This window comes from Kitasatospora setae KM-6054 (genome assembly GCF_000269985.1).
In the GTDB taxonomy this organism is placed as follows: Bacteria; Actinomycetota; Actinomycetes; order Streptomycetales; family Streptomycetaceae; genus Kitasatospora; species Kitasatospora setae.
In genome coordinates this window covers 6000697-6019543 of the sequence record NC_016109.1, presented here as the reverse complement: position 1 = coordinate 6019543, position 18847 = coordinate 6000697, and the positions used below count along the sequence as shown (strand labels likewise).

The window sequence follows — 18847 nt, the reverse complement described above, 5'->3', positions numbered from 1 at the left end:
GCACACCGGAAAGTTTCGGGCCGTACATCCGGCGCTCACCGCCGGGTCAGCCGAATGGCCCCGTCGAGGGCGCGGGACATATCCGGCAGAAGCAGGGATTTCGGGCCGCGCTCGTCATTTCATCATTGCCGCTCGGAGTGCTCTCGCCCGAGAATTGGAAGGTATCCAGTGCCTGGTCCGTCGGACCCGGCCTTCGGCGTACGCTCGCGCGCCCCAGGGGCGCGAGCCCGGGAAGGAGGATCGTGATCAACGGCATCGACCGAGGTCCTTCCCGTTGTGACGGGCACCGGAGCATCACCCTGCCGGAGTGGCGCAGCCACGGCGTGCCGCTGCTGCGGGCGCCCCGGGAGTTCGTCACCGAACTGCACCAGCGGCACCTCCCGCAGCCGGGGACCACGGTGGTCGCGGTGCTGGGGGCCGACGACCGGGTGGTGGCGTCGGCGTCGTTCGGCGTCCGGCCGCAGTTCAGCGACGGGTGGGACCACCGCAACGCCCTGCTCGGCCATCTCCGCCGGGTCACCCCGCACGACCTGAAGCGGCACAGTCCGAGCCGGACCACCGTCCTGCTGCGCTGCCGCGAGGGCGTCCCGGACTGGACCGAGCAGGACGGCGCCTGGATGTGGGCGCTGCGGGCCGCCGCCGAACTGCACGGGCTCCGCTGCGGCTCGTACCTGACGCTCACCCCGGCGGGGTGGCAGTCGCTCGGCGACGGCCGGCGCGGGCGCAACCCGAACTCCGGGTCGTGGGCGCTCGGGCCGCTGCACACCGTCACCGAACTGCCACCGCGCCTCCCGCGCGGCGTGTCAGCCGTACCGGCCGAGCCACCGCTCCCCCAGCAGCCGCCGGTCGCCCCGGTCACCTCACTGGACGCGGTCCGCGCCCTGGAAGGGACGCACGAGGCCAGGACGGCCCGCCGCACCGCCGCACGCTGACCACCGGCGACGGAACGAGGGACGGGCGAACGGGCTGAGCGGCGGGCAGCGGGAAACCGGAGGCGGGCAGCACGGAGCGGCCCGCCGACCGTGCCGGACCGTGCCGCCCGCCGTGCCGGGCGGCACGGCGGGCGGATCCGGCTGACGGAGGACGGGCGAACGAGGAACGGGCGGGCGGAGCGGCGGGGCTCAGGCGAACAGCGGGGCGACCGTCTCGGTCTCGCCGCAGACCACCAGGAGCTTCCCGGCCCGCTCCAGCGCCTTGCGCGCCGCGGCGGCCACCCGCTCCGACCGGTCCGCGTTGACCACCAGGACCACCACGTCCCGGCGGAACGGACGCGTCGCGGCCGCGTCGGCGTAGAACACGTCGCCGCCGTCGGCGAGCTGCGCCCAGTAGCGCTCCTCGCCGAAGCTCAGCTCGTGCTCCTGCCAGGGGTGCGCCCCGCCGACCGTCAGGACCAGCACGTCGCCGGGGCGGCGGCCGGACTCCAGCAGTGCGTCGACCGCCTCGTCGGCACGGTCGATCGCCTCGGCCGCGCCGGCGGGCAGGAGTTGGACCTCCGGCCGGCCGGGGCGCGGCGCGGGGTTGGACTTGGGACGGGCCGGGGGCCTCGGGCCGGGGACCGGCCGGTCGGCACGGGGCGGCGCGGGGCGCGGCGGACCGGGGCGCGGGCCCGGGACCGGAGCGGCGACGGCGGTGGGGGAAGGCATACGGGGGGCAGGTGCGTCCGACTTGTGGGGAAGGGGAACGCCGGGGCCCGGGATCGTCTCGTGAATCTCCGGCTCCTCGGGGAAGACAGGCATACCCGGATTCCTATCAAATGCCGGTCGGATGCGCACGGGCACCCCACCAGTTGGAAGTGTGGCGCGCTGTGCGCACACCGGCGGCGACACTCCGGTGACCAGTGGATGAATACTGACGAACCGTCAGGATTCAGGCCCGCCGAGCCCTTTCCGCCCCCTTTCGACCTCCCCTCGGGCCAGTCCGGCGGCCGGTTCCGGCCGCCCGAAAGCGTCCGGAAATCATCCGGGGCGCACCGACGGAGCGCCCGGTGGCCCCGGGAGGCGCCTGCGGGCACTCGGGAAACACCCAGGAAACCGCTGGACCCTCAGAAGCCCAGCGAGAGCTGCTCGCCGGTGTCGGCGGAGCCGCGCTGCCGCTTGAGGTGGCTCCAGCGCGGCAGGTCGTCCAGGTAGGCCCAGGAGAGCCGGTGGTGCTCGGTGGGGCCGTGCTCCTCCAGGGCGGCGCGGTGCGTCGGCGACGGGTAGCCGGCGTTCTCCGCGAAGGCGAACTCCGGGTGGCCGCTGCCGAGTTCCGCCATCAGCGCGTCCCGCCGGACCTTCGCCAGCACCGAGGCGGCGGAGACGCAGACGCAGGACTGGTCGCCCTTGATCACGGTGCGGACCCTCCAGGGACCTCCCAGGTAGTCGTGCTTGCCGTCCAGGATCACCGCGTCGGGCCGCACCGGGAGTTCCTCCAGGGCGCGGACGGCCGCCAGCCGGAGCGCGGCGGTCATGCCGAGCTCGTCGCACTCCAGCGCCGAGGCGGAGCCGATCGCGTACGCCGTCACCCACTCCTCCAGGACCGGGGCGAGCGCGGCCCGGCGCCGTTCGGTGAGCAGCTTGGAGTCGGTCAGCCCCTCGGGCGGGCGGCGCAGGCCGGTGACGGCGGCGCCGACCATGACCGGCCCGGCCCAGGCGCCCCGGCCGACCTCGTCCAGCCCGGCCACCACCCGGGCCCCGGCCTGGTGCAGGGAGCGCTCGACCGCGTGGGTCGGGGGGTCGTACGGCATCGGGTCGTTCCGTTCGGTGAGGCGAGGCGGGTCGGGGCGGGTCGAGGCATGGCAGGGCATGGCGGGGCGGGAGGGCCACCGGCCTCCTCAGCGTACGCCGACGCGCCGACGCGCCGACGCCCCCGGGAGCAGCGGGCGAGCGGGGCGAACGGCCCGCCCATGCCGCCGGGGCGGTCCCGGCCACGGATTCGTGGTCGGAACCGCCCCGGTGGGTGGTTGCCCGACGGGCGGCCGCGAACCGGCCCACCCGCCCCTGCGCTCACACGCCTGCGCGTCTACGCGCCGGCGCGCCTGGCGCCGGTCGGCTCAGCCGCTCAGCCGCCTCAGTACGTGCCGTACAGCGAGTACACGAGGTTGTCCTTCACCGCGGTGCCGAAGCTGGCCGGGAAGGTGCCGAACGGGACGGAGGCGCTGCTGTAGACGCCCGAGCCGGCCGGGCCGGAGCTGTAGTGCATGTTGTTGACGGTGGAGCTGGTGCCGTTGGAGTTGTAGATCACCCAGTACGTGGTGTTGGCCGCCAGCGTGTAGCTGATCGGGGCGCTGTTCCAGGCGTTGGCGCTCAGCGTGCCGACCGAGCTGGTGGCGAGCAGGGCGTCCGGCGAGCCGCCGTTGTCGCTGTAGATGGCGATCTGGAACTGGTTGTTGGGTGCGGCGCTGGTCTGCCCGGTGTGCACGTTGAGCGAGGTCAGCGCGATGCCGGAGGCTCCGGTGGTGATCTTGGAGCCGTTGAGGTGGTTGGAGTCGGTGTCGTCGAGCTGGCTGCCGACGGCGTTGTTGCCGATGGTCTGCGGCGGCGCGCCGGCGGTGGTGAAGGCCGCGGTGTAGGCGGCCGTCTGGGTGTTGCCCGCCAGGTCCTTCACGTTGGCGACGCTCAGCGTGTAGCCGGTGCTGAGCGAGAGCGCGGCGCTCGGGGTGAAGGTGACGGTGTTGGTGGCGGCGTCCAGCGAGACGGTGCCGGCGACCGCGACGGAGCCGGTGGTGGTCTTCAGCGTGACGTTGGTGCCGTTGACGGTGCTCGCCTGGACCGGCTCGCTGAACGAGGCCTTCACCGGGGCGGTGGCCGAGACGCCGGTGGCGCCGTTGGCCGGGACCGAGCCGGTGACGGTCGGCGCGGTGGTGTCGGTGCCGTAGGTCGCGGTGTACGAGGCGACGTTGCCGTCGAAGAAGGCGTACGCGATGCCGTGGATGGTCTCGATGCGGTAGCTGACGTTGGTGGCGCCCTGCTTGATGCCGGTCAGGGTGCCGGCCGCCGAGTTGACCGGGACCATGGCGCGCAGGCCGTTGGCGCCGCCGGTGATGCTGAAGCTCAGCGTGTTGGCGCTCCAGCTCAGGCCGGAGAACGCGGAGCCGTTGCGGGTGTCCAGCCAGTTGAGCAGCTGCCGGCCGGAGACGACGGGGGCGCCGTGCGCCTTGGCCGAGGCGATGACCTGGTCCGAGGCGGTGGAGGCGGCGTAGTCGGTGTGGATGTTGGCGGTCAGGACGGTGTAGTAGCCCTTGGAGTTGTAGGCGTTGTCCAGCAGCGTGTTGACGGTGCCCGGCATGGACTGCCCGGACTCGTCGGTGAGCTGGGTGGTGGCCTGGTACTCGTTGATGGTGCTGCCGTCGCTGTCCGCGTACTTCATCGGCAGGCCGGTGCCGTTGAAGTAGCCGGGCCGGTCCTGCACGAAGCTGGCCGGGTAGTAGTAGTAGTCGGTGTCCAGCCGGATGCCGTTGGCCAGCTTGGTCTTGGCCTGGGTCGCCCAGTCGTCCCACTCGACGCAGTGGGTGCGGGTGCTGTCCGGGTTGGGCAGCGAGGTGTACTTGGCCTTCCAGGCGCCGATCTGGGTGGCGTAGATGTTCTGCAGGTCGGCGGGGGTGCCCCACGGGGTGCAGTTGGTGGTGACGTGCGCGCCGATCTCGAAGCCCTGGTCGGAGTAGGCCTTGGCCTGGGCGTCGGTCAGCGGGTCGTTGGTGTAGATGTAGGACGAGGCGCGCACGCACTCCCAGTTGGCGACGTTGCAGCCGACCGGGCTCTGCGCGACGTAGCCGTCGAAGCGGCCGCCGGTGCCGCCGATGCCGTGGTCGTCACCGGTCATCACCACGACGGCCTTGACGTCCCGCGGGAAGTACCAGAACTTCGGCAGCGGCTTCTTGCTCGCGTCGATGGTGGTGATCAGGTTGGCGAGCAGGCGCTGCTGCTCGTCGGCGATCGGGATCTGCGCCTTGTCGAGGTTGTTCCAGTTGAGCTGTCCGCCGGTGCCGAAGAACATCTCGCTGGCCTCGATGCCGTCGACGTTGTCGCGCTGCTGGCCGCCCCAGGCGATGTTGCCCTGGCGGGTCTGCACGACGGACTTGGCGAGGTCGTAGGTGAACGCGGCGGCCTGGCCGCTGCCGACGGTGCGCAGCGTGACGGCCGGGTTGGTGGTGGGCACGGCGACGTCGCTGTACAGCGTCGCGACGGCGGTGGCGCCGTTCAGCGTGTACTTGTCCGCGGTGCCGTGGAAGCCGATGGTGTCCGGGGTCAGCCCGGTGCCGGGGGCCGCGGTGGTCTCGATCTTCAGGTAGCCGTCGGCCAGCGTGTCGGTGCCGGCGGTGAGGCCGAGCAGCCCGGCGAGCTGCTTGTCGGGCCGCATCGCGACGAGCCGGCCGCCGGCGTTCACCCAGGTGGTGAAGAGGGTGGTCTGGGCAGCGGTGAGCTGGTTCTCGGCGAGCAGGACCACGTCGTACGAGTTGAGCAGGGTCGCGGTGACGGTGCTCAGGTCGACGGTCTTGTAGTAGTTCAGGCCCTCGGCCTTGAGGATCTCGCCGTAGTAGGTGCTGTACGGGTTGGCCGAGTTGGTGACCAGCAGGATCGGGCCCTCGTTGCCGGGCCCGCTGCCGGGGGTGCCGCCACCGCCGCCGGACGTCGTGTAGGTGGCGTAGATCGAGTAGTTGAGGTTGCCGGTGGAGACGGCGCCGAAGCTGCTGGGCCAAGTGCCGTAGGCCGCGCCGCCGGTGGAGTAGCCGCTCTGGCCGCCGGTGGAGTAGTTCAGGTTGTTGACGGCGGCGGAGACGCCGTTGGAGTTGTACGCCAGCCAGTACGGCGTGTTCGGCGCGAGCGTCGCGGCGACCGGCAGGGTGTTCCAGGCGTGCGCGGTGAGCGTGCCGGACGCGGAGGAGCCGAGCAGCGGGCCGGGCTTGCCGGCCACGTCGCCGTAGACCGCGACCTGGTACTGGTCGTTGGGCGTGGAGCCGACGGCGCCGACGTACACGCTGACGCTGTTGACGGTGCCGCCGCTGGCGCCCGTCACGAAGCGCGAGGTGTTGATGTAGTTGGAGTCACCGGAGTCGGTCGCGGTGCCGACGGTGTTGTTGCCGAGGACCGCCGTGGCCGCGTGCGCCGCGGGCGCCGCCACCATCAGTCCGCTTGCCGCGAGCATGCCCACGAGCAGCCCGGCGATTCGTTTTCTGAGCCTCACGCCAACCCCCCAAGGTCGGATGACCGGATCAACGGCAGAAGTTGCCGCCCTCCGTCCTACCGGCTCCGACCCCGGCGCGTCCCCAGAATCCTCACATCACAGCCACCACTTCCGGCCAACTAGGACGCGAACGCTCCGCATCCGACCTGTTTGTCCGCGTCCGTTCAAGAAGTGCGGACGGGTGGTTCAGCCCTTGCGCCCCCGCCGGGCTCAGCCCTTGACCGACCCGGCCAGCAGACCGCGGACGAAGTAGCGCTGCAGCGCGAAGAACACCGCCAGCGGGATCAGCATCGACAGGAACGCGCCCGCGCTGAGCAGTTCCCAGTGGCTGCTGTCGGAACCGGAGAGCTGGGCCAGCCGGGAGGTCATCGGCGCGACGGTCGGGTTGCCGCCGGCGAAGGTGAGCGCCACCAGCAGGTCGTTCCACACCCACAGGAACTGGAAGATGGCGAACGAGGCCAGCGCGGGCGCGCTCAGCGGCAGCACGATCGACCGGAAGATCTTGAAGTGCGAGGCGCCGTCCACCACCGCCGCCTCCATCAGGTCGCGCGGCAGCTGGGCGATGAAGTTGTGCAGCAGGAAGATCGCCAGCGGCAGCGCGAACATGGTGTGCGTCAGCCAGACCGGCAGGTAGGAGTCCTTCAGGCTGAGCGCCGGGATCACCGTCACCGACCCCAGGTGCGCGCCGCCGGAGAACAGCCGCAGCAGCGGGACCAGCGACATCTGCAGCGGCACCACCTGCAGCGCGAAGACCGCGAAGAAGACCGCGTCGCTGCCCTTGAACCGCACCCAGGCCAGCGCGTACGCCGCCATCGCGGCCAGCACCAGCGGGAAGACCGTGGCCGGGATGGCGATCGCCACCGAGTTGACCAGGTACGGCATCAGGCCGCCGGAGGTCCCGAAGGAGTTCTCGAACAGCACCGCCCGGTAGTTCTCCAACCCCAGGTCGGGGTGGACGAACGCCTCCCACCAGCCGGAGGAGACCACGTCCTGCTTCGGGCGCAGCGAGGTGACCAGCAGGCCGACGGTCGGGATGGTCCAGAGCACCGTGACGGCCACCACCAGGGCGCCGGCCAGCGGCGAGCTGAACGCCCGGCGGACGGCCTTCACGGGCGGCAGGTCGGGCCTGGACGCCTTGCCGGCGGGCGTCCTGCCGGCGGGCGTCCGGCCCGCGGTGGCGCCGGTGGGCTCGGCGGACTCGGCGGACTCGGTGCTCATCGGGTCGCACGCTCCTTGCGCAGCAGGGCGATGTTGTAGACCACCAGGGGGGCCACCGCGAGGAAGAGGATCACCGCGAGGGCGCTGCCCCGGCCGGTGTTGTACTGGTCGAAGCTCTGCGAGTACATCTCGTTGGCCAGCACCTGGGTGCCGAAGTTGCCGCCGGTCATGGTGCGGACGATGTCGAAGGCCTTCAGGGTGATGATCATGACCGTGGCGAGCACCACCACAAGCGTGGTGCGGATCATCGGCACGGTGACGTGCAGGAACAGCCGCAGGCCGGTGGCGCCGTCGAGCCGGGCGGCCTCGGTGATCTCGTCCGGGATGGCCTTGATCGCGGCGGACAGCACCACCATGGCGAAGCCGGTCTGCACCCAGACCATCGCGGACATCAGCAGGAAGTTGTTCAGCGGCTGGCTGAGGATCCAGTTCGGCGGGTCGTCCCAGCCGAGCACGACCGCGAGCTGGCTGAGCAGGCCGACCTGGTTCTGCCCGTTGCCGCGCGACTCGTACAGCAGCTTGAAGATGAGCGAGGCGGCCACCAGCGAGACCGCCATCGGCATGAAGATCAGCGACTTGTAGACCGCCTGGCCGCGCATCCGGTCGACCAGCATCGCCAGCAGCAGGCCGAGGCCGGTGGCGGCGACCGGGGCGACCACCAGCCAGAGCAGGGTGTTCAGCAGCACCTCGTGGATCGTCGAACTGGTCGCCGCCCAGCCGTAGTTCTTCCCGCCGACGAACTTCGCCGAGTCCGCGTCGTAGAAGCTCAGGTAGACGGTGCGCAGCAGCGGCACGACCAGGCCGGTGAGCAGCAGGACGGCGGCGGGGCCGAGCATCAGGGCGATCGCCAGCGGGCGGGAGAAGCGTCCGGTGGCGCGGCCGGCCGCGAAGAAGACGACGAGCAGCACGCCGAGGAAGCCCAGGACGGCGCCCGCGGTGTTGCCGAACTTGATCGCCGCGTCCTGCCACAGCGAGTCGGCGAGGTGGAGCGCCGGCCCGGCGAGCCGGGTGTCGGTGGGCATGCGGTGGGTCCTTCCTCAGGGCACGGGAAGGGCAGCGCGGGCGGGCCCGCGCTGCCCGGTGGCGTCCGAACCGCCGCAGCCGTCCGAACCGCCGCAGCCGTCCGAACCGCCGTGGCGGGCCGAACCGCCGCAGCCGGCCGGGCCGTTGCGGCCGCCGGCCGGCTAGCGCCGTCGGCCTACGGCCAGGCCGCGTCGATGTCGGCCGCCGTCTTCTGGATCGACTGGCCCTCGGCGAACCAGGCGGTCAGCGCCTTCCACTCGGCGCCCGAGCCGACGGCGGCGGGCATCAGGTCGGAGGCGTCGAACCGGAAGGTGGCCGCGGGGTCGGTGAGGGAGTCGGCGGAGAGCCGGTCGATCGGGTCGGTGTACAGGCTCTTGTCCACGCCCTGGTTGGCGGAGACCCAGCCCGGCGAGACCTTGACCCGGCTGCTCGCCCACTCGGAGCTGGACAGGTAGTTCTGCACGGCCTGCACCTCGGGCCGGTCGGAGAACGCGGCCAGGAACTCGCCGCCGCCCTCGACCGGGTTGTTGACCTGCGGGTTCACCGCGGGCAGGTGGAAGGCGAAGACGTCGCCGTCCGGCCCGATGGCCGTGCCCTTGGGCCACTGCGCGCGGTAGAAGGACGCCTGCTGGAGCATCCCGCACTTGCCGCTGAGGATCGGGCTGCCGGCGTCCTGGAAGGTGGTGGTGGCGATCGTCTTGACGTCGCCGAAGCCCGCGTTGACCCAGGCCGGGTTCTGCATCCAGTCGGCGACGGTCTTCATCGCGGTGGTGATCTTCTCGTCGGAGAACTTCACCTGGTGGCTGACCCACTGGTCGTAGACGTCGCCGCCGTACGAGCCGAGCACGACCTCCTCCAGCCAGTCGGTGGCCGGCCAGCCGGTGGCGGTGCCGGAGCCGATGCCGCCGCACCAGGGCTTCGTGCCGCCGCCGGTGCGGGCGATCCGGTCGCTGAGCGCGACCAGGTCGGCCCAGGTCTTCGGGACTTCGTAGCCGGCCGCCTTGAACGCCTTCGGCGAGTACCAGACCAGCGACTTCATGTTGGCGCTCATCGGCGCCGCGTAGAAGGTCCCGTTGACCGAGCCGTACTCCTTCCAGACCGGCGACCACTTGTTCTCGTTCTCGACGGTCTGCCGCGGCGGCTTGACCACCTTGCCGGACTTCACCATCTGGGCGAGCAGGCCGGGCTGCGGGACGATCGCCAGGTCGGGGGCGTTGCCGCCGGCCACCCGGACCGGGAGCTGCGACTCGAAGTCGTTGGAGCCCTCGTAGCTGATCTTGATGCCGGTACAGGTAGTGAACTCGGCCCAGGACTTCTCCAGCGAGTCGGACTCGGGCGAGAGGATCGAGGCGTACATCGTGACCTTGGTGCCGGAGTGGCCCGCGTACGCCTGGTACTTGGCGCAGTCACCGGTCAGCGCGGCGCTGGAGCCGCCCCCGCCGCCACCGCCGTCGGAGGAGCTGTTCGAGCAGGCGGCCGTCAACGCCAGTGCCAGCACGGCCGGTACGGCGAGCAGCCGACGGCTTCGGGTGGTCACGGGGGTGGTCAATGCGGTCCTCCTTGCCAGGGCATGGGCATGCCAGCCGTACGACAGAAACACTGCGCTGTACCGGAGATGTGTATCTGTACCCAGCGATCGCTGGCTCAAAGACGTTAACTCACCGGTACCCCCAGGCCAAGGAGCGCGTTCGACCTTCATCGGGCAGCGCCCCAGTTGTGACCGCACCGTGCCTTCAGGCCGCCCGCACGCCGCCCACCAGCGCCGCTTCCGTCGCGCGCTCCAGCGCGGCCGGGTCGACGCCCCGCTCGCGCAGCACCCGGACGGCCGTTCCGCCGCCCTCGCGGAGCAGGCCGAGCAGCAGGTGGCCGGTCTCGATCCGGCGGGCCCCCTGCCCGGTGGCCGCGCGCAGGGTCAGCACCATCGCCCGCCGGCCGCGCTCGGTGAACCGGGGCCCGCCCCGGCGGGGGCGGCGGGCCGGCGGCGGGGCGTCCAGCGCGCCGGCGCCGAAGGTGTGCTCGACGGCCGCGCGGACCGCGTCCAGGTCGATGCCGATCGCGGCCAGCGCGGCGGCGTCGCGCTCCGGCTCGGAGCCGCCCAGCGCGTGGAGCACCGCGCGCCGTCCGCCGTCCAGGTCGAGTCCGAAGCCGGCGAGCACCCGGGCGGCCGGGTCCTGCGGCCGGGCGAGCAGGCCGAGCAGCAGGTGCTCGGTGCCCAGGTGGTCGTGGCCCATCCGGCGGGCCTCCGCGCCGGCCCGGGTGACCGCGTGGCGGGCCTCCTGCGCGAACCGTTCGAACATGTCAGTCCCCTCCCCCGCCGGCCGTCCGCCGGGCGTGCTTCTTGTGGACGGCCTGCCGGGTGACCCCCAGGCAGACCGCGATCTCGTGCCAGGACCAGCCCTTGCGCCGGGCGTTGCCGACCTGCAGGTCCTCCAGTCGGTCGGCCAGGTCCCGCAGGGCCCGGACGGCGCGCAGGCCGGTGGCCGGATCGCCGCTGCTCGCGTCGGCCGCGAGCCGTGTCGTCTCACTCATGGTGTCAACATAGGTTGACGCGAGCGGGCGTGTCAACCATGGTTGACAGATCGGCGCGGGGGTCAGGCCGGATAGCGCTCCGCCAGGAACTCGGCGAAGGTGATCCGGCCCGCCCGGTGCTCCGGCACCAGGTTCCCGCCCGCCCGCAGCGCCTTCACCGACCGGCCCGGCAGCGGCGCCCGCAGCACCGGCCGCCGCCGGCCCCGGGCCCGCAGGAACTCCGCCGCCAGCGCCTCCACCGGACGGGCCCGGGGCCCGCCGAAGTCGTCCGCCCGCCCGGCCGGGGCCCCCTCGGCCAGCTCCGCCAGCCGCTCCGCGACGTCCCGCACGTCCACCGGCTGGAACGCCACCCCGCGCGGCACCACCACCACCGGGGCCTTCGACAGGCCCTCCAGCACCCGCGCCAGCAGGTCGTGGAACTGGGTGGCCCGCAGCACCGTCCAGCCCAGGCCGGAGTCGGCGACCAGCCGCTCGCACTCCGCCTTCACCCGGTAGTAGCCGAGCGGCACCCGGTCCACCCCGACGATCGACACGTACAGCAGGTGCGGCACCCCGGCGCCGCGGGCCGCCTCCAGCAGGCGGCGGGTGGCCTCGACGTCCCGCTTCCCGTGGGTGGTCGCGCAGTGCACCACCGTCCCGGCGCCGGCCAGCGCCGCGTCCAGCCCGCGGCCGGTCACCAGGTCGCCCACCGCCCAGCCGTGCTCCCCCGGGGTGTGCGCCTGCCGGCTGAGCACCCGCACCGGGCAGCCGCGCGACAGCAGCCGGCCCACCACGGCGCTCCCCAGGGTTCCCGTCCCGCCCGTCACGAGTATCGGCCGCATCGCGTTCACCCCTCTGCTCCGCCACTCCCCCCAGCCTGCCCGGCCCCGGCCCGCCCGGCAGCCCGGCCCGCGCGGCCGGGGGAACGGCGCGCGGCGGGGGGAACGGCGCGCGGCGGGGGGAACGGCGCGCGGCGGGCCGCCGGCTCCCGGGCCCGGAACGGCGCGGGGCGCCCACCGGGTTTCCGGTGGGCGCCCCTGGGGTCGGGCCGTCGTCGGCCGGGCGTCAGCTGCAGCCGCTGGTGGAGCCGCAGCCCTCGCAGAGGTAGCAGCTGCCCGCGCGGCGCATCTTGGTGCCGCAGGAGAAGCAGAGCGGGGCGTCGGCGTTCAGGCCGAGCCGGATCTCGGCGAGCTCGGTGGAGTTGTGCGCGGCCGCGGCCGGGGCGGCCTTGGGCCGGTCGGCGAGCGGGAGCGCGACGTGCGGCGCCGCCGGGGCGAGCGGGGCGGACTGGGCCAGCGACTCGATGTCGAGCTCGTCGTCCTCGACCGGCTCGTAGGAGCCGGTCTCCAGGTGCCGGGTGCGCTCCTCGACGGAGTGGATGCCCAGCGCGGAACGGGTCTCGAACGGCAGGAAGTCGAGGGCCAGGCGGCGGAAGATGTAGTCGACGATCGACTGGGCCATCCGCACGTCCGGGTCGTCGGTCAGGCCGGCCGGCTCGAAGCGCATGTTGGTGAACTTGGCGACGTACGTCTCCAGCGGGACGCCGTACTGCAGGCCGACCGAGACGGCGATCGAGAAGGCGTCCATCATGCCGGCGAGGGTCGAGCCCTGCTTGGACATCTTCAGGAAGACCTCGCCGAGGCCGTCGTCCGGGTAGGAGTTGGCGGTCATGTAGCCCTCGGCGCCGCCGACCGTGAAGGAGGTGGTGATGCCGGGGCGGCCCTTGGGCAGGCGCTTGCGGGTCGGGCGGTACTCGACGACCTTCTCGACGGCGGGGGCGGGCGCCGCCGCGACGGCCGGGGCGGACGCGGCCGCCGGGGCCTTGGTCTTGGCGGAGAGCGGCTGGCCGACCTTGCAGTTGTCGCGGTAGATGGCCAGCGCCTTGACGCCGAGCTTCCACGCCTCGAAGTAGATCTCCTCGACCTCTTCGACGGTGGCGTCCTCCGGCATGTTGACGGTCTTGGAGATGGCGCCGGAGATCCACGGCTGGATCGCGGCCATCATCCGGACGTGGCCCATCGGGGAGATCGACCGCTCGCCCATCGCGCAGTCGAACACCTCGTAGTGGGCGCTCTTCAGGCCGGGCGCGTCGATGACGTTGCCGTGCTCGGCGATGTGCGCGACGACCGCCTCGACCTGCTCGTCCTGGTAGCCGAGGCGCTTGAGGGCGCGCGGGACGGTGCCGTTGACGATCTGCATCGAGCCGCCGCCGACCAGCTTCTTGAACTTGACCAGGGCGAGGTCGGGCTCGACGCCGGTGGTGTCGCAGTCCATCATCAGGCCGATGGTGCCGGTCGGGGCGAGCACCGACGCCTGCGCGTTGCGGAAGCCGTTGCGCGCGCCGAGGCGGACCACGTCGGCCCAGGTGTCGTTGGCGACGGCCCAGACCGGGGCGTCCAGGTCGTCCAGCGGGGCGACCGCGGCCGAGGCGTCCGCGTGCTGCCTCATGACCCGCTGGTGCGGGGCGGCGTTGCGGGCGTAGCCGTCGTACGGGCCGACCACGGCGGCGAGTTCGGCGGAGCGGCGGTAGGCGGTGCCGGTCATCAGCGAGGTGATCGCGCCGGCCAGGGCGCGGCCGCCGGCCGAGTCGTAGGCGTGGCCGGTGGCCATCAGCAGGGCGCCGAGGTTGGCGTAGCCGATGCCGAGCTGGCGGTAGGCGCGGGTGGTCTCGGCGATCTTCTCGGTCGGGAAGTCGGCGAAGCAGATCGAGATGTCCATCGCGGTGATGACCAGCTCGACGACCTTGGCGAAGCGCTCCGCGTCGAAGCTGTCGTCGTCGCGGAGGAACTTCATCAGGTTCAGCGAGGCCAGGTTGCAGCTGGAGTTGTCCAGGTGCATGTACTCGGAGCACGGGTTGGAGGCGTTGATCCGGCCGGACTCGGGGCAGGTGTGCCAGTGGTTGATCACCGAGTCGTACTGGATGCCCGGGTCGGCGCAGGCCCACGCGGCCTCGGCCATCTTGCGGAACAGGGCCTTGGCGTCGACGGTCTCGATCACCTCGCCGGTCATCCGGGCGCGCAGGCCGAAGCTGCCGCCGTTCTCGACCGCGGTCATGAACTCGTCGTTGACGCGGACCGAGTTGTTGGCGTTCTGGTACTGGACGGAGGTGATGTCGTCGCCGCCCAGGTCCATGTCGAACCCGGCGTCGCGCAGCGCGCGGATCTTCTCCTCCTCCTTCACCTTGGTCTCGATGAAGGCCTCGACGTCCGGGTGGTCGACGTCCAGCACGACCATCTTGGCGGCCCGGCGGGTGGCGCCGCCGGACTTGATGGTGCCGGCCGAGGCGTCGGCGCCGCGCATGAAGGAGACCGGGCCGGAGGCGTTGCCGCCGGAGGAGAGCAGTTCCTTGGAGGAGCGGATCCGGGAGAGGTTCAGGCCGGCGCCCGAACCGCCCTTGAAGATCATGCCCTCTTCCTTGTACCAGTCGAGGATCGAGTCCATCGAGTCGTCGACCGCCAGGATGAAGCAGGCCGAGACCTGCTGCGGCTGCTGGGTGCCGACGTTGAACCAGACCGGCGAGTTGAAGCTGAACACCTGGTGGAGGAGGGCGTGGGTCAGCTCGTGCTCGAAGATCTCGGCGTCGTCCGGGGAGGCGAAGTAGCCGTGCTTCTCGCCGGCGGCGCGGTAGGTGAGCACCACCCGGTCGATGATCTGCTTGAGGCTCCACTCGCGCTGCGGGGTGCCGACCGCGCCGCGGAAGTACTTGCTGGTGACGATGTTCACGGCGTTGACCGACCAGAAGTCGGGGAACTCGACGCCGCGCTGCTCGAAGTTGATCGACCCGTCGCGCCAGTTGGTCATCACCACGTCGCGGCGCTCCCAGGTGACCGCGTCGTAGGGGTGCGTCCCGGGGGTGGTGTGGATGCGCTCCAGCCGCAGCCCGGCCTTGGGGCCCTTGGCTCCCTTGGCGGCCTTGTCCGACTTCGACCCTCGTGCGGACCCGCTCGTGGTGTCTGTCACTGCTCCTGCTCCTCCTCCTGGGCAAACGCCCGAAGTGCCCGAGAAAGTCCGGGCACGACTGGTTCGTTCCGTCCGTGCGCGGGCAGGGGGGAACCCGACCTCGACGCACGGGGTACTGCGTGGATGGCGTACGTGAAAAGGGCGCGCGAAGGCGCCGGAGGCCCGTTCCTAGGACACGGGCACCGGTTCGGGGGCGACGGCCTGCTCGGCGCGCAGCTCCGCGATCGCCGCCTCGAAGTCCTCGAGGTTGTCGAAGGCGCGGTAGACCGAGGCGAAGCGCAGGTAGGCCACCACGTCGAGGTCCCGCAGCGGGCCGAGTATGGCCAGCCCGACGTCGTGGGTGGAGAGTTCCGCGCTGCCGCTGGCCCGCACGCACTCCTCGACCCGCTGGCCGAGCTGGGCCAGCGCGTCCTCGGTGACCGGGCGGCCCTGGCAGGCCTTGCGGACGCCGGAGATCACCTTCTCGCGGGAGAAGGGCTCGGTGACGCCGCTGCGCTTGATCACCATCAGGGTGGCGGTCTCGACGGTGGTGAACCGGCGACCGCAGTCCGGGCACTGCCGGCGGCGGCGGATCGAGCTCCCGTCGTCGCTGGCCCGACTGTCCACGACTCTGCTGTCCTGGTGCCGGCAGAAGGGGCAGTGCACCTGGAACTCCCTCCCTGTCCGGCCGACGGCGTACAACAGACAACATGCTACCCGAACACAAGACCTGTGCCCGATGGCGAGCGTAGACCACTAGATGTTGTGTGGGAAACTTCGCCACGCCGAGTGAACGGGCGGTTTCGGGGACAGCTCGCGGGGCGGCGCCATAGACTGTCCGACGACCGCGAGAGTCGAACACGCGATCGACTTACACCCGAAATCTTGATCACGTCAGCCGACCTCGAATAAATTCACTCGAACGTGTGTTTGGCGCAACCTTTCGATAGAGGGGCCAGTTGAGCTGGGCAGATGGAGCACCAGCCCGACGAGAGGGTCGCCGCGATGTCCACCCCCAGCGCCACCAGCGTCATGCACACCGCCGAAGCCAAGACCGCCATCCCGGTGCAGGAGCGTTCCGCGCGCACCACTGACCAGGAGAGTCTGGATCAGACCATGAGCCGTAGTCAGCCGATCGAGGAAACCCCGCTCGGTGCTCCCGTCCCCGTCGCCCGCTCGCTCCCCGGCCGGCCGCCCGGCATCCGCACCGACGAGGCGGGCCTGACCGAGCGGCAGCGCCGGGTCATCGAGGTCATCCGGGACTCCGTCCAGCGCCGGGGGTACCCGCCGTCCATGCGGGAGATCGGCCAGGCCGTCGGCCTGTCCTCGACCTCCTCGGTGGCGCACCAGCTGATGGCCCTGGAGCGCAAGGGCTTCCTGCGCCGCGACCCGCACCGCCCGCGCGCCTACGAGGTGCGCGGCGTCGAGGTGGCCCGCCCGACGGCGACCGAGACCTCCGGCCGGCCCTCCACCTCGTACGTGCCGCTGGTCGGCCGGATCGCGGCCGGCGGCCCGATCCTGGCCGAGCAGACCGTCGAGGACGTCTTCCCGCTGCCGCGCCAACTGGTCGGCGAGGGCGAGCTGTTCGCGCTGACGGTGAAGGGCGACAGCATGGTCGAGGCCGCGATCTGCGACGGCGACTGGGTGACCGTCCGCAAGCAGCCGGTCGCCGAGAACGGCGACATCGTGGCCGCGATGATCGACGGCGAGGCGACGGTCAAGCGGCTGAAGCGCGAGGACGGCAAGATCTGGCTGATGCCGCACAACGCCGCGTACGAGCCGATCCCGGGCGACAACGCGACGATCCTGGGCAAGGTGGTGGCGGTGCTGCGCCGCCTCTGAGCGCGCCCCGCACGCGGAAGGCCGGTCCCGCCCGACGGGACCGGCCTTCCGCGTGCCCGCTCAGCGCTGCTTGACCGGCGGGGCGGCGGCGTCGATCGCGGCGAGCGAGCGGCGGACCTGGTTGCGGTCGGTGGTGTACCAGAAGTCCGGCATGGAGGAGCGGAAGAAGCCGCCGTACCGGGCGGTGGCCAGCCGCGGGTCGAGGACCGCGACGATGCCCTTGTCGTCGGCGGCCCGGACCAGCCGGCCGGCGCCCTGGGCCATCAGCAGCGCGGCGTGGGTGGCGGCGACCGCCATGAAGCCGTTGCCGCCGCGGGCCTCGACGTCCTTCTGCCGGGCGCTCATCAGCGGGTCGTCCGGCCGGGGGAAGGGGATCCGGTCCATCACGACGAGCTGGCAGGCCGAGCCGGGCACGTCGACGCCCTGCCAGAGCGAGAGGGTGCCGAACAGGCAGGTCTCGGCGTCCGCCGCGAAGGTCTTGATGAGCTCGCCGAGGGTGTCCTCGCCCTGGAGCAGGATCGGCACGTCGAGCCGTTCGCGGAGCTTCTCGGCGGCGGTCTGGGCGGCCCGCATCGAGGAGAACAGGCCGAGGGTGCGCCCGCCGGCCGCGCCGATCAGCTCGGTCAGCTCGTCCAGCATCTCGGGCCGGTCGGGCTCCCGGCCGGGCGGCGGGAGGTGCTTGGCGACGTAGAGGATGCCCTGCTTGGGGTAGCTGAACGGGGAGCCGACGTCCAGCCCGCGCCAGTACGGCGGGGCGTCCTCGCCGGTCTCGGCGGCGGGGCCGTCGGGGGTGCGCTGGTCGGGGAGCCGGGTCTCGCCGGGCAGGCCGAGCGAGGCGGCGACGCCGTTGAAGTCGCCGCCGAGCTTGAGGGTGGCGGAGGTCAGGACGACCGAGCGGTCCTTGTACAGGTTCTCCCGGAGCAGGCCGGAGACCGACAGCGGGGCGACCCGCAGCGAGGCGGTGCCCGGGCCGAAGCGGTCGGAGCGCTCGATCCAGACCACGTCGTACTCGGAGCCGGTGAGCAGCCGGTCCGCCGTCTCGTGCAGCGTCTCGGCGGAGGCCATCGCCTGCTTGCGGACGGCGTCCTCGTCGGTGAGGCCCTTGTCCCTGGTCTCGCCGAGCGAGGTGATCACCTGGCGGCAGGCGTCCCGGATGGCGGCGACGGCGTAGCCGAGGTACTCGGGGAGCTCGTCGACCTGGCCGGGCTGGGCGGTCTCCATCAGGCCGTGGAAGTTCTCGGCGGCGGCCTGCAGCGCGTCCACCGCCTTCTCGTTGGCGAGTTTGGCGGCGCGCTTGACCGCCCGGTTGACCGCGCCGACGGTCAGCTCGGCGGTGGCCGCGCCGGTGACCCGGTTCACCAGCTCGTGCGCCTCGTCGATGATCAGCAGGCCGTGCTCGGGCAGCACCGGGGCGCCCTCGATCGCGTCGATCGCGAGCATCGCGTGGTTGGTGACCACCACGTCGGCCAGCTTGGCGCGCTCGCGGGCCTGCTCGGCGAAGCACTCCTCGCCGTAGGCGCAGCGGGAGGCGCCCAGGCACTCCTTGGAGGTGACGGCGAGCTGGGCCCAGGCCCGGTCGGAGACGCCGGGGGTGAGGTCGTCGCGGTCGCCGGTCTCGGTCTCCTCGGCCCACTCGCGCAGCCGGAGCACGTCCTTGCCGAGCTTGCCGGTGGGGCCGCCGAGCGCGTCGACCGGATCGAACAGGCCCTCGCCCTCGTCGCTCGGGGTGCCCTCGTTGGCCCGGTGCAGGCACAGGTAGTTGGAGCGGCCCTTGAGCATGGCGAACAGCGGGCGGCGGCGCAGCACCGGGTGCAGCGCCTCGACGGTGCGCGGCAGGTCGCGCTCGACCAGCTGGCGCTGCAGGGCGAGCGTCGCGGTGGCGACGACCACCCGGTCGCCGTGGGCGAGCGCGGGCACCAGGTAGGCGAGGGACTTGCCGGTGCCGGTGCCGGCCTGGACGAGCAGGTGCTCGCCGTCGTCGACGGCGGCGGAGACCGCCTCGGCCATCCGGACCTGGCCGGGCCGCTCGGTGCCGCCGACGGCGGCGACGGCGGCGTGCAGCAGCTCGGGGAGGCGGGAGGCGGGGGCCGGCGCGGGGGTCTCGGCCGTCTCCGGGCCGCCGGGCAGGGGTTCGGTGGTGTCGTTCGTCATGACG

The 18847-nt window shown here is 72.2% G+C and carries 14 protein-coding genes; 2 read left to right on the top strand and 12 right to left on the bottom strand.

Annotated elements, in window-relative coordinates; genetic code table 11:
- Nucleotides 1-245 precede the first annotated feature (245 nt).
- On the top strand, nt 246-932 hold the full coding sequence (locus KSE_RS26685) for a hypothetical protein (RefSeq protein WP_331457852.1): 687 nt from the start codon (nt 246-248) through the stop codon (nt 930-932).
- A 189-nt stretch (nt 933-1121) separates the two neighbouring features.
- Here KSE_RS26685 and KSE_RS42355 read toward each other — a convergent pair whose 3' ends face one another.
- The 11 genes from KSE_RS42355 to nrdR form a co-directional block, all read right to left on the bottom strand.
- Complete coding sequence (locus KSE_RS42355; protein ID WP_331457832.1) at nt 1122-1643, bottom strand: hypothetical protein; 522 nt, start codon at nt 1641-1643, stop codon at nt 1122-1124.
- A 398-nt stretch (nt 1644-2041) separates the two neighbouring features.
- Nucleotides 2042-2725, bottom strand: coding sequence for a ribonuclease HII (locus KSE_RS26675; RefSeq protein WP_014138467.1), 684 nt, complete (start codon nt 2723-2725; stop codon nt 2042-2044).
- Between the two features lie 323 nt (nt 2726-3048).
- On the bottom strand, nt 3049-6123 hold the full coding sequence (locus KSE_RS38790) for an Ig-like domain-containing protein (RefSeq protein ID WP_148283162.1): 3075 nt from the start codon (nt 6121-6123) through the stop codon (nt 3049-3051).
- Between the two features lie 249 nt (nt 6124-6372).
- Nucleotides 6373-7380 (bottom strand): carbohydrate ABC transporter permease, encoded by a 1008-nt coding sequence (locus tag KSE_RS26665; protein ID WP_014138465.1) that lies wholly within the window; start codon nt 7378-7380, stop codon nt 6373-6375.
- Complete coding sequence (locus tag KSE_RS26660) at nt 7377-8402, bottom strand: carbohydrate ABC transporter permease (RefSeq protein ID WP_014138464.1); 1026 nt, start codon at nt 8400-8402, stop codon at nt 7377-7379. Before KSE_RS26660 ends, KSE_RS26665 begins: the two co-directional genes overlap by 4 nt.
- A gap of 176 nt (nt 8403-8578) precedes the next feature.
- Nucleotides 8579-9952: an ABC transporter substrate-binding protein gene (locus KSE_RS26655; RefSeq protein ID WP_014138463.1), complete on the bottom strand. Its 1374-nt coding sequence runs from the start codon at nt 9950-9952 to the stop codon at nt 8579-8581.
- Nucleotides 9953-10136: 184 nt separating this feature from the next.
- Nucleotides 10137-10700, bottom strand: coding sequence for a Clp protease N-terminal domain-containing protein (locus tag KSE_RS26650; RefSeq protein WP_014138462.1), 564 nt, complete (start codon nt 10698-10700; stop codon nt 10137-10139).
- 1 nt (nt 10701) lies between these two features.
- Nucleotides 10702-10932, bottom strand: coding sequence for a hypothetical protein (locus KSE_RS26645; protein ID WP_014138461.1), 231 nt, complete (start codon nt 10930-10932; stop codon nt 10702-10704).
- Nucleotides 10933-10994: 62 nt separating this feature from the next.
- Complete coding sequence (locus tag KSE_RS26640; protein WP_014138460.1) at nt 10995-11753, bottom strand: SDR family oxidoreductase; 759 nt, start codon at nt 11751-11753, stop codon at nt 10995-10997.
- Nucleotides 11754-11976: 223 nt separating this feature from the next.
- Nucleotides 11977-14871 carry a vitamin B12-dependent ribonucleotide reductase gene (locus KSE_RS26635; RefSeq protein WP_014138459.1) on the bottom strand — a complete coding sequence of 965 codons (2895 nt, stop codon included), beginning with the start codon at nt 14869-14871 and terminating at the stop codon, nt 11977-11979.
- A gap of 168 nt (nt 14872-15039) precedes the next feature.
- Nucleotides 15040-15516, bottom strand: a complete 477-nt coding sequence (gene nrdR, locus KSE_RS26630) for a transcriptional regulator NrdR (RefSeq protein WP_014138458.1) — start codon at nt 15514-15516, stop codon at nt 15040-15042.
- A gap of 450 nt (nt 15517-15966) precedes the next feature.
- Between nrdR and lexA the strand changes: the two genes are divergently transcribed.
- Nucleotides 15967-16692: a transcriptional repressor LexA gene (gene lexA / locus KSE_RS26625; RefSeq protein ID WP_106438036.1), complete on the top strand. Its 726-nt coding sequence runs from the start codon at nt 15967-15969 to the stop codon at nt 16690-16692.
- A gap of 60 nt (nt 16693-16752) precedes the next feature.
- Here the strand turns inward: lexA and KSE_RS26620 are convergent, their stop codons facing one another.
- Nucleotides 16753-18843: an ATP-dependent DNA helicase gene (locus KSE_RS26620; RefSeq protein WP_014138456.1), complete on the bottom strand. Its 2091-nt coding sequence runs from the start codon at nt 18841-18843 to the stop codon at nt 16753-16755.
- Between the last annotated feature and the right edge of the window lie 4 nt (nt 18844-18847).

Coding starts and splice junctions, on each gene's coding strand:
- KSE_RS42355 (WP_331457832.1), bottom strand. CDS start 1,643: ATGCCTTCCCCCACCGCCGTCGCCGCTCCGGTCCCGGGCCCGCGCCCC.
- KSE_RS26675 (WP_014138467.1), bottom strand. CDS start 2,725: ATGCCGTACGACCCCCCGACCCACGCGGTCGAGCGCTCCCTGCACCAG.
- KSE_RS38790 (WP_148283162.1), bottom strand. CDS start 6,123: ATGCTCGCGGCAAGCGGACTGATGGTGGCGGCGCCCGCGGCGCACGCG.
- KSE_RS26665 (WP_014138465.1), bottom strand. CDS start 7,380: ATGAGCACCGAGTCCGCCGAGTCCGCCGAGCCCACCGGCGCCACCGCG.
- KSE_RS26660 (WP_014138464.1), bottom strand. CDS start 8,402: ATGCCCACCGACACCCGGCTCGCCGGGCCGGCGCTCCACCTCGCCGAC.
- KSE_RS26650 (WP_014138462.1), bottom strand. CDS start 10,700: ATGTTCGAACGGTTCGCGCAGGAGGCCCGCCACGCGGTCACCCGGGCC.
- KSE_RS26645 (WP_014138461.1), bottom strand. CDS start 10,932: ATGAGTGAGACGACACGGCTCGCGGCCGACGCGAGCAGCGGCGATCCG.
- KSE_RS26640 (WP_014138460.1), bottom strand. CDS start 11,753: ATGCGGCCGATACTCGTGACGGGCGGGACGGGAACCCTGGGGAGCGCC.
- lexA (WP_106438036.1), top strand. CDS start 15,967: ATGAGCCGTAGTCAGCCGATCGAGGAAACCCCGCTCGGTGCTCCCGTC.
- KSE_RS26620 (WP_014138456.1), bottom strand. CDS start 18,843: ATGACGAACGACACCACCGAACCCCTGCCCGGCGGCCCGGAGACGGCC.